This is a genomic window from Hydrogenophilus islandicus (assembly GCF_054657095.1).
Window position 1 is genome coordinate 22,488 of record NZ_BAAHXE010000026.1, and the last position, 9,891, is coordinate 32,378.

Annotated in this window: 7 protein-coding genes; 1 reads left to right on the top strand and 6 read right to left on the bottom strand. The window is 67.9% G+C overall.

What is annotated here, in order from left to right:
- Positions 1–18 precede the first annotated feature (18 nt).
- From ACYQ6T_RS08070 to ACYQ6T_RS08080, 3 genes are read right to left on the bottom strand one after another with little or no spacing between them, the layout of a single operon-like run.
- A complete protein-coding gene (locus ACYQ6T_RS08070; RefSeq protein ID WP_459829767.1) occupies positions 19–873 on the bottom strand; it encodes a tetratricopeptide repeat protein in 855 nt (284 codons plus the stop codon).
- Entirely contained in the window at positions 842–2,932 is a 2,091-nt protein-coding gene (locus tag ACYQ6T_RS08075) for a hypothetical protein (protein ID WP_459829769.1), read from the bottom strand. Before ACYQ6T_RS08075 ends, ACYQ6T_RS08070 begins: the two co-directional genes overlap by 32 nt.
- A 12-nt stretch (positions 2,933–2,944) precedes the next feature.
- Positions 2,945–3,622: a hypothetical protein gene (locus ACYQ6T_RS08080; RefSeq protein WP_459829771.1), complete on the bottom strand. Its 678-nt coding sequence runs from the start codon at positions 3,620–3,622 to the stop codon at positions 2,945–2,947.
- A 150-nt stretch (positions 3,623–3,772) separates the two neighbouring features.
- Here ACYQ6T_RS08080 and ACYQ6T_RS08085 point away from each other — a divergent pair, with 150 nt between their 5' ends.
- Positions 3,773–5,767, top strand: coding sequence for a methyl-accepting chemotaxis protein (locus ACYQ6T_RS08085; protein ID WP_459829773.1), 1,995 nt, complete (start codon positions 3,773–3,775; stop codon positions 5,765–5,767).
- Positions 5,768–5,772: 5 nt separating this feature from the next.
- Here the strand turns inward: ACYQ6T_RS08085 and priA are convergent, their stop codons facing one another.
- From priA to ACYQ6T_RS08100, 3 genes are all read right to left on the bottom strand, one after another.
- Positions 5,773–7,860: a replication restart helicase PriA gene (gene priA, locus ACYQ6T_RS08090; RefSeq protein ID WP_459829775.1), complete on the bottom strand. Its 2,088-nt coding sequence runs from the start codon at positions 7,858–7,860 to the stop codon at positions 5,773–5,775.
- A gap of 9 nt (positions 7,861–7,869) precedes the next feature.
- Positions 7,870–8,931, bottom strand: a complete 1,062-nt coding sequence (gene hemE, locus ACYQ6T_RS08095) for a uroporphyrinogen decarboxylase (RefSeq protein ID WP_459829778.1) — start codon at positions 8,929–8,931, stop codon at positions 7,870–7,872.
- A 53-nt stretch (positions 8,932–8,984) separates the two neighbouring features.
- Positions 8,985–9,891, bottom strand: a 907-nt coding sequence (locus ACYQ6T_RS08100; protein WP_459829780.1) for a TrkH family potassium uptake protein, incomplete at its 5' end; no start/stop codon positions are given.

Consider the following 9,891-nt stretch of genomic DNA (forward strand, 5'->3'; position numbering starts at 1 on the left):
CGGGGAGCCGCAGAGAAACTACCGATGGAGGAGATTGGCGAGGCGGGCGCGGTACTCTTTGAGGAGCGGGTCTCCCGGGCGCAACAGGTCGAAGATCTGCAACACCATCTTGCGTGCCGCCCCGCCGTTCCAGTCGCGGTCGCGGGCGATGATCGCCAAGAGCTCGTCGAGCGCCGGTTGCCACGCCCCTTCCGCCGCGTAGCGCTTCGCCAGGCGAAAACGCGCCTCCCAATCCTCGGAAAAGGCGGCAACGCGGGAACGCAACGCGTCGAGCGATTCGGCGGTACCCCCTTCAAGAAGCGCCAGACGCGCTTCGAGCCGTTTCGCCTCGTCACTTCCCCGCTCGTGGAGCGCGGCGAACTCCGCTGCCGCCTCCTCCACCCGCTGCCCGTCCAAGAGGAGCGCGATCAGCTCGAGCCGCGCGCGGTCAAACGCCGGGTCGCGCTCGAGCGCCGCGCGCAGCAGCTGCTCGCAGCCCGCCAGATCCCCTTGCGCCCGTTTCGCCGTCGCTTCGCGCCACAACGGCTCGGCGGGTGAAGGGATGAGCCGTGCCAACCAGCGCCGCACCTCCCCCTCGGGAAGCGCGCCGGAGAACTCGTCGACCACCTGCCCGTCGCGCAACCCTTTGACACTCGGGATGCCGCGCACGCCATAGCGCGCCGCAAGGCGTGGGTTGTCGTCGGAATTGACCTTGACGAGGAGGAAACGGCCGGCAAACTCCTCAGCGAGCTTCTCCAAAATCGGCTTCAACACCCGACACGGGCCGCACCACGGCGCCCAGAAGTCGACGACCACCGGGCGGCGGTGCGACTCCGGCAGGACGACGGCGTCAAACTGCGCCTCATTCGCGTCGATCATCAACGGTTGTTGCATCGCCTGCTCCTAGAACAGCATTTTCTGATATTGTGATCGTATCATAGCGCATCCGCGTCCAGAGGGGAAGATGGGCCAGGAGCAGGAGCGCTGCGACCGGTACCACCGCAAGCGGCGTGAGGGGGTCGACCGCGAGCCACAGCGCAACCATCAGGAGCGCCAACGGCCACCGCCAACGTAACCGACGCTCAAAGCGGCGGAGCTGCTCCTCGGTCGCGCGTACCGCGGGGAGCCACTCGGCCAGCGCCGCCAGCCCCCCTTCGAGCGCGACATCGGCAACCGGTGCGTCGTTCCACTCAGAGGCAGCAAGGAGCACGAGCGCGCCACCCTCCCCGCCCTGGGAGCGCCCCTCGACCTGCACCCATGGGGCAATCGGAGAAAGCAGCGAAGGTTCCTCAGGCGCCTCACCGGGCCACCACCCCCGTTCGGACCACGCGGCGCGCGTCGCGTCCGGGAAAAAGGTGCCCGCCACCGCGACGGTAACACCGAGCGACGCGAGCGGCACCTCAGCCGCGCACCGCTCGGCGACGGGAACGACCCCCCACGCCCCCAACCACTGGAACGCGGCGAGACCCGCGGAGGTTTCGGCCGCGAACTCCTCTCGTCCCACGACCCATTGGGCGACGCCAATCACCCATTCGCCGGCGGCGTGCGCCCGCGCAACCCGTTCGCGCCACCGATCCCTATCGACCGCGCCCCCCCACGCGCCGCGCGCGACCCCGGCGGCCCAAAGCGCCTCAGGCTCGCCGGTCGCGACACTCCAGAGCCGGCCGCGCGCGTCCTGACAGCGGGTGAGCCATCCGAATGCCCCCCATTCGGGGCGACGCTCGCGCGCCACGACCCGCCACTGCCGGAGCGGATCGCGCGCCTCATCGGCGACGAGCCATTCGGTCGCGCGCCACAACGCCTCGGCAACCGGACCGCTCGGGGGGTTGGCCAGGGTGCGAAAGCCTGGTGCGGGCGCAAGCGCCACCCGCAACGCCTGCGCGAGCGGCACCGTGCCGGTCACCCCCAACGGGTTCACCACCGCCCGCTCCCCGCGCCACAAGGTAGGGCAAAAGGCGCCGTCATCTAAAGCAGCGTCGGGGCGCTGCGGCCAGGTGAAGCGCAGCGTATCAAAGGGAAGGAGGAGGGAAGCGACACGCCACTCGGGAAACCACGCCGGCCAATGGACCCGCCAAAACCTCCCGTGCGCCACCCTCTCGACCGCCCCCCACGAGCGGAACCAGAGGCCCGCTTGGCGCAACCGCCGCCGGAGAAGCCGCTGCGCCCCTAGAGCCCAGAGGCGATCGCCCCAGGGAAAGAGGAGGAACAGGAGCGCCCCCGCGTGGTAGAGGAGAAGGGCAAGCGGCGTCTCTTGCGCCGCAAGGAGCGTCACCCACGCCGCGACTGCGGCAACCGCCATCCCCCCCTGCAGCCAGGGCAACCGCCGCGCTGCAGCCTCCGCACTTCCCTCCTCCAGCGCCGAACCGAGCCGCACCACGAGCGCCCACGCGCTCCCCGCCACCACCCGCTCGCGTCCGCGCCACGGTTCGGTGCGCCAGTCGCGTGAATGGGCAAGGAGCAGCAACTGCGCCGGAAAGAGACTCCCTTCCGAGAGCCAGAGGATGTCACCCGGTACGAGGTCGGAAGCGGCCACCCGGTGGAGACCCCCTTCGCGCAGCACCCACACCTGCCAGGGGGCGTCTGAGGAGCTTCCCCCGCGCAGCGCGCGCTGCCACCCCCACACGGAGAGGAGAACGGCCACACCGACCACCCCCCACGCGACGAGCGCGGCATGGGCGTGGGCAAGCAGCGCCCCGGCAAACACAAGCGCAAGCGCCACCGCGGCAACCGCAGGGGCCCCCTCTACGGGTCGCACCGCCCCTTGTGAAGGGGAGCGGCTCGCGAGATTGCGTCCGTGGATGCGCTGCCGTCGCCGCACCTCGTCCCAGCTGAGCCCGCGCGTCGGATCGACCGCCAAGCGGGCAAGCTGCGCGACCGCCTCGGGGGAGAGGCAGCCCGCGTGGAGGGCCTCGGCGGCGTCGTGCGCGGCGCGCGAAGGGGTTACGTCAGCCACCGGGTGCGCGCGTCACGCCTTCGTTTGCGACCGCCACGCCGCGATGAGCTGGTCGCGATGGGGGGCGAGCTTCTCGATCGGCACTTCGACCACCGGCCCGCCGAGCGTCGCGCCGCGGTAGGTGGCGGTGAGCGGCGTGTCGGACCACGGGAGGAAGACCTGCACCGGCGCGTTCGCTTTGAAACGGAGGCTGCGCAACGCCTCAGGAAAGAAGAGCGCCCCATGGGTGATGTTGAGCGACGCCTCCCCTTCGAACGGCTCGCCGTTACTCCGTTCACCCACCACCCGCACCGGGACGAGGCGAACCTCGTTCGCGCGCTTCAGCGCCCGCGCCCGGATCCGCTTGTGGAGCTCATCCGACGAGAGAAAAGGCATCGACCCGATGCTCGCTTCGACGTCGGCCAACTCCTCGTCGGTGAGATGCGGTGCCGCCGCGATCAGCTGCGCACGGGGAATGAGCGTCCCGACCGCCTGCCGCTCGCGCTCCACCTTGGCACGGTGGGTGAGCGCCGTCACCCGCACCCCGGCACCGGCCAAGCGTTTCGCCACCACCGCCTTGAGCCCCTGATGGACCGGTTCCCCCAAGAGCCCGTCGAGTGTCTTCGCGAGATCCTCGGCCGGAACCTTCTCCAGAGCCGCTGGGATCTCGAGCGCGAGCGTGTAGGTCAAATGGAGTGTCGCCTTGCTCATTGCAGCCTCTCGCTTTTTCACCATCTTACCATAAGGCGAACCGGGCAAACGCGGGGCAAAAAAGGGGTTCAAGAAGGCGCCGTTTCTGCCGTTTACCCACGCAAGAAAGCGCTATACTGGAATCTATGGCCCTGATGAAAGGGAAAGATCATGCGCCACCTCTCGATTTCGGCGAAACTGCTCCTCATCATCATCGTTGGCGGCATCTTAGTCCTGTCGACGAACGGCTTGACGTTGTGGCAGCAGTGGGAAGGGGTTCAGACCGCGCAACGGCAAGCACTGGGGCTCGGGTGGATCACGCAACTGGGGGAGATCTACCGGGAGGTTCCGGTACTCCGCACCTGGAGCGGGATTGCGCTCGCCAGTGGCGAGCGGCCGGAGCTGCGCGAACATGCCGAGCGTGAAGCCGCAGCGCTGCGGGACGCGATCGACAACCAATGGCGCACGTTCCTCACCTTCAGCCGGGAGAACCCCCTCTCCCCAGCGCTCGCGGAGCGAATCGAGGGGCTCGACCGGTCGTGGCGGGACGCCGCCTCTCGGGACGCCGCCGATCGCTTTGCGATGCTCGGCCCGATCGTCGAGGGGCTCCTCGAGACGATCCGCCTCGTCGCCGTCGAATCGCAGCTCGCGTTTATCCCCGATCCGGTGATCAGTAGCCTCACCCAAGTGTGGCTCAACGACATTCTGACGCTACTCGATGCGAGCAACCGGCTGCGCGGGCTCCTGACGATGGCCTTTGTCGAAGAGCGCTTTACCGAACCGTCGCTCCTCGAATTCACCCGCCACCGCGCAACACTGCAGCGGGCACTGCGCAACCTCGCGTTTGTCCATGAACGGCTGCGCTCGTTCGGGATTACCGAGATGGCCGACCTCTTCGATGCGCAACGGACCTACCTCGATGAGCACGTGACCCTGCTCGATACCAGCGTCGAGGCGATCAAGCTCGGTTTCTTCGCCCGCGATCCTCTGGAGGTCTATGACGAACTCTCAGTGCTCGTCGACGGCGTCTGGGGCTACGGCGCGTCGGTCCATGCGCTCCTGGCCGACCACGTCGCCCAATACCAGAGCGCGAAATGGCGGGCGCTCGCGATTCTGGCGGCCGCCATTGCCGTGGCATCCATCGTCGTTCTCGCGATGACCCTGGCGATTCGCCGCTCGCTGCTGGTGACGATCTCGCGGATCGCGACCGGTGTCCAGCGCCTCGCGAGCGGCGACCTCACTGCGACGTTGGAGGTCCGCAACGCCGACGAGACGCGCCGCATCGTCGACGCGCTCAAAGAGATGATCGCCCAATGGCGCGAGAGCCTCACCACCGTCCAGTCGGCGCTGCAGACGCTGGCCCATTCGGCCGAGGTGAGCGAAAGGAACGCCGAGCGGATCAACGAACGGGCGCGGACGAGCGCGACCCAGGTCGACGCGATCGTCGAAGCGGCTGACGCGCTCGACACCACCGCGAAGAACGCGCGCAGCGAGGCCCAGGCGGTCGTCGCCGACGCGCGGCGGACGTTGGAGGAGGCGCAGCGGATGGGCCAAGCGCTCGAAGCGGCCCTGGCCGTTTTGGCAGGGATGAACCGCAAACTCGACGACGTCAATGGTGCGAGCCGCCGCTTCATCGCCGAAAGTGCAGCGATTCGCCGCATCACCGACCAGGTGCGGGAGATCGCCGAACAGACCAATCTTCTGGCGTTGAACGCTGCGATCGAAGCGGCGCGCGCCGGCGAAGCGGGGCGCGGTTTCGCGGTGGTCGCGGACGAGGTGCGCAAACTCTCGGAACAGTCGGCGGTGGCGGCCGGCGAGATCGACAAGATCACCGCAAGTCTCGCCCACCAAGGAAAGACGATCGAAGCGGATCTCGACGCGACGCTCGCCGAGACCGAAGCGAGCCGCCGCGAGATTGCGACGCTCCAAACCTTTATGCGCGAGGTGGAGCGGGCGACCCACGGAACGCTCGAACGCGCCCAGACGATTTTGACCGTCGCCGGTTCGATTGAGGAGCTGAGCGCGGCGATCGACCGCTCGGCGCACGCCGCGAAAGCGGCCGCACAGCAGACCTCTGCGGCGTCGAACGAGATCGCCACCGCGAGTCACGACGTCTCCCACTGGGTCGCACGCCTCAAAGAGGCTTTTGCCCGTTTTCGCCTCTGAGGCGGTTACACCTCGAGCGGATCGACCTCGAGCCGCCAGCGTAACCCTTCGCGCAGCGGGATCGCGGCAAGCGCCTCGACCCACTGCTGCAAAAAGGGGTGGAGCGCCTGACGGTCGGGCGCCTCGACAAGGAGCTGCGCCCGCTCCCGTTCGGCGACGCGCACGATCCGCAACGGCACCACATCCATGAGCCGCACCAAGCCCCCCACCCCCATCTGGTGGCATAACGCCGCACCGAGCCGTTTCGCTTCGGTGAGAAACGCGGTCGCCACCGAGAGCTGCGGCGCGTCGGCACGCAAGACCGCCTGGTGGCCGTAAGGGGGAAGCCCCAAGCGCGCCCGCTCGGCAAGGGTCGCTGCGGCAAAGGCGGCGTAGTCGTGCGCGACCAGCTGTTGGTAGAAGGGGTGGTCGGGGTAGTGGGTCTGCACCAACACCCGACCGGCTCGCCCCGCCCGGCCGGCCCGCCCTGCGACCTGCAGGAGCTGCTGCATCAGCCGTTCGCTCGCCCGGGCGTCCGCCGCCATCAGCCCCGCGTCCGCGCCAGCGACGACGACGAGGGCAAGCGCCGGAAAGTCGTGCCCTTTCGCCAACATCTGGGTGCCGATCAAGAGGTGGGCGCGGCGCGCGGCGATCGCCTCGCGCACCGCCGCGAACGCTTGCGCGTCGCGGCAGCTGTCGCGGTCAATCCGCAGCACGTTGTGTCCTGGGAAGCGCTTCCCCAGCGCCGCTTCGAGCCGCTGCGTCCCCCGCCCCGCGACCGCGAGCGCGCCACTGCCGCAACTCGGGCAGAAGGTGGGGACCGGCGCACTCCAGCCACAGTGGTGGCAACGCATCGTCTGGTCGACGCGATGAAAGACCATCCGCACCGAGCAGCGGGCACAACTCTGCACCCAACCGCAGTGGCCGCAGTAGAGCGTCGGGGCGTAACCGCGGCGGTTGAGAAAGAGGAGCACCTGCTCGTCCCGCGCCACCGTCGCGGCGATCTCCTCCCATACTGCAGGCGCCAACCCCTCGTCGGTCTGAGCGGTGCGCCGGAGATCCACGAGCGCGATCTCAGGGAGCGCCACCCCGGTTGCGCGGTGGGTGAGCACCACCCGCCGCATTCTCCCGCGCTCGGCGTCCCACCACCGCTCGAGCGACGGGGTCGCCGACCCCAAGATCACCGGCACACCACACCGCTTGCCACGCCACAACGCGAGATCGCGCGCCGAATAGGGGGCCCCTTCGAACTGCCGGTAGCTCGCGTCGTGCTCCTCGTCGACGACGATCAACCCAAGCCGCGGCAGCGGCGTGAAGATCGCCGAGCGGGTGCCGATCACGAGGTCAACCGCGCCGCTCACCAATGCGGCGAAGAGGCTCTGCCGCTCGCGTCTGCTCAGGTCGGAGTGCCAGAGCGCCACCCGGGCGGTGGGTAAGCGCTCGCGGCAGCGGGCCGCGGTCTGCGGCACGAGCCCGATCTCGGGGACAAGCAACAGCGCCTGTTGCCCGCGCGCAACGGTCGCCGCAATCCGCCGCAGGTAGAGCTCGGTCTTGCCGCTGCCGGTTACTCCGTAGAGGAGAACCGGGTCGAAACCGGAGGTGGCACTCATGGCTGCGAGCGCCTGCTGCTGCTCCGGCGTCAATAGGGGCTCGGGGCGAGGCGAATGGGCTCCATCTGCAGCACGCTCTTCGCCTAGCTGATCACGAACCGCGTGACGCTCCCGATCCCCCCTTTGCTCACCCTTGAGAATCCCCGCCGCCAAGAGCTTTGCCGCCGCCGTTTGCCGTCTTCGCCGCCGCAGCGCCGGGGGCAAAACGAACGCGAGGTATTCGCCTGCGGCATTGAGGTAGTAGCTGCTCGCAAACGCGATCTGGTCGAGGAGCGCTGCGTCGAGCGGCGGCCAGTCGCTCCACACCTCGGCGATCGGTTTGAGGCGCGCGGGGTCGACCTCGGGGGTGACGTCGAGCGCCCAGACCACCCCCAAAAGGAGCCGTTTTCCCAAAGGGACGCGCACGAGCTGGCCGCGCTCGAGCCTCCCCTCTTGCGGCGCGGTGTAGTCGAAGAGTGCTCGCCCCGCTTGCGGGAGAAGCACCCGAACCACTCGCTCAGCCATCAGCAGCCGCTACGCGCTGTGGTAGCGCCTACTTTCGCTCTGCACCGTTTCGACCAAGACCGCAACATGCTCAGGCGGGGTATGTTGGGAGATCCCATGGCCCAAGTTGAAGACGTGGCCGCTTCCCGGCCCGAACGCGTCGAGAATCGCGCGCGCCTCACGGACCACCGCGTCGGGGGTCGCCAAGAGCACCGCCGGGTCCATGTTCCCCTGGAGGGCCACCCGGTCGCCCACCTGCCGGCGCGCCCGACCGATGTCGACCGTCCAGTCGAGACCGACCGCATCAGCCCCACACGCGGCAATTCTCTCGAGCCACACGCCTCCGCCCTTCACGAAGACGATCACCGGAACGCGCCGCCCGCGTGCCGTGCGCGTGAGCTGCGCGCAGACCCGCTCGAGATAAGCAAGCGAGAACTCGGCAAAACCCTTTTCGCTCAGCACCCCGCCCCACGAATCGAAAATCATCACCGCGTCGGCACCCGCGGCAATCTGAGCGTTCAGGTAGTGCACCACCGCTTCGGTGTTCACCGTGAGGATCCGATGGAGGAGCTCGGGGCGGGCGTAGAGCATCCGCTTCACCTCGTGGTAGTCGCTGCTCGACCCCCCTTCGACCATGTAGCACGCGAGCGTCCACGGGCTCCCGGAGAAACCGATGAGTGGGATCTCATCGGCAAGCGCCTGCTTGATCTGCCGCACCGCATCAAGGACGTAGCGCAGCTCCACCTCGGGGTCGGGCGCGGCGAGGTTGCGGATCGCCCACTCCTCGCGCAGCGGCCGCTCGAATTTCGGCCCCTCCCCTTCGGCAAAGTAGAGCCCAAGCCCCATCGCGTCGGGGACGGTCAGGATGTCGGAGAAGAGGATCGCCGCGTCCAAGCCAAAGCGCGCAATCGGCTGCAGGGTCACCTCGACGCAAAGCTCGGGGGTGCGGCACAGGTCGAGAAAGCTCCCGGCCCGCTCCCGTGTCTGGCGATATTCGGGGAGATACCGCCCCGCTTGCCGCATCAGCCAGATCGGAGTTCGGTCGACCGGTTCACGCAGGAGCGCCCGCAGCAGGCGGTCGTTTTTGAGCATCGTCTTGTCTCAGGGTTTGCCGTTCGCGCAAGCATACCACACCCCCCACGCGATCACCGCCGCCAGAACGCCGGTGTCAGGACCACCAAAAAGGTGAAGATCTCCAACCGTCCCAGTACCATCGTGAAGGTGAGAAGCAGCGTCTGCGTTTCATTCAACCAACCGTAGTTCGCCGCCGGCCCCACCGCGCCGAGGCCCGGCCCAGTGTTGTTGATGCACGTCACCACCGCCGAAAAGGCGGTGATCACGTCCAACCCGGAGGCGGAGAGAAGCAGCGTAAGGGAGACGATCGACACCATGTAGAGGAACGAAAAGCCGAGCACCGCGAAGACGACCCGATTGTCGATCGTCGTCTCGCCCACCCGCAGCGGCACCACCGCGTTGGGGTGGATCGCCCGGACCACCTCGCGATAGATCTGCTTGTAGAGGATGATCGCCCGCATCATTTTGATCCCGCCGCCTGTGGACCCCGCACAGGCGGTGAAACTGCACAAAAAGAGGAGCCAGAGCTGGGCAAACATCGGCCACAGTCCAAAGTCGGTCGTCGCCAAGCCAAGCGACGTGGCCATCGACACGACGTGAAAGGTGGTGTCGCGCAATGCCCGCCAGAAGTCGCTGTAGGCATTTTCGGCGGTGAGGTAGAGGGCAAGGCCGACGCTGCTCACCACCAGCACCCCAAGATAGTAAGGCAGCTCCGGATCGCGCGTGTAGGGTCTGGCGGAGCGACGCATGAGCGCCAGGTAGTGGGTCGCCCAGTTGAATCCTGCAAGCGTGGCAAAGAGGATCGCGATCGCCTCGAGGAGGGGGCTGTTGAAATAGCCGAACGAGGCGTCGTGGCTCGAAAATCCCCCCAGCCCCATCACCGAAAAGGCGTGGATCACCGCATCCTCAACTTCCATCCCACCGAGCGCGAAAGCGGCCATGCAGAGGAGCGTCATCCCGGAATAGGTGAGCCACAAC